Source organism: Vibrio sp. 10N.286.49.C3, assembly GCF_041469545.1.
Lineage (GTDB): Bacteria > Pseudomonadota > Gammaproteobacteria > Enterobacterales > Vibrionaceae > Vibrio > Vibrio tasmaniensis_A.
This window is the reverse complement of sequence record NZ_JBFRKT010000111.1, coordinates 1-580: the sequence shown is the minus strand read 5'-3', so window position 1 is coordinate 580 and position 580 is coordinate 1. Positions and strand designations below refer to the sequence as shown.

Below are 580 nucleotides of genomic sequence, written 5' to 3'. Positions count from 1 at the left end.
ATGTGTTTGTTGTGTTTATCTAATGAAAGATAAACATTGAGAACTTTTAAATTTGATTGAATTACTCGTAAGTAATCAATCAGTCAGCTTTCCAAATTGTTAAAGAGCAATGAGACTTCTTGTGAAGTTCATTTTCTAAAGACTCTCACAGTCGAAAAATCCAACCAGCGACATAAGAAGTGGTTTGGAGATTTAACTTCCAAGAATATTTAGAGAATGGTGGGCGATACCGGGCTCGAACCAGTGACCCCCTGCTTGTAAGGCAGGTGCTCTCCCAACTGAGCTAATCGCCCACGATAGTTTTAATTCCTTCGTGGAGAAAGAATGGTGGGTCGTGCAGGATTCGAACCTGCGACCAATTGATTAAAAGTCAACTGCTCTACCAACTGAGCTAACGACCCAATGGTATCCCGTAGGGGAGTCGAACCCCTGTTACCGCCGTGAAAGGGCGGTGTCCTAGGCCTCTAGACGAACGGGACACTGCAATTCATCTCTACTTTAAAAGTAGAAACAAACTTCGAAGAACTTGGGAGTTCTTCATCTCTTTGCTTTTCTAAACCTAATCAATCTGTGTGGACAC

At 42.6% G+C, this 580-nt stretch carries 3 tRNA genes; all 3 read right to left on the bottom strand.

The features are described from left to right. Positions 1-217: 217 nt before the first annotated feature. The 3 genes from AB4180_RS22745 to AB4180_RS22735 all read right to left on the bottom strand — a co-directional run bounded on the left by AB4180_RS22745 (position 218) and on the right by AB4180_RS22735 (position 479). Positions 218-293: transfer RNA gene (locus AB4180_RS22745), tRNA-Val, on the bottom strand. A gap of 32 nt (positions 294-325) precedes the next feature. After that, positions 326-401 (bottom strand) — tRNA-Lys (locus AB4180_RS22740). A 2-nt stretch (positions 402-403) separates the two neighbouring features. Continuing rightward, a tRNA-Glu gene (locus AB4180_RS22735) sits at positions 404-479 on the bottom strand. Positions 480-580: the final 101 nt, after the last annotated feature.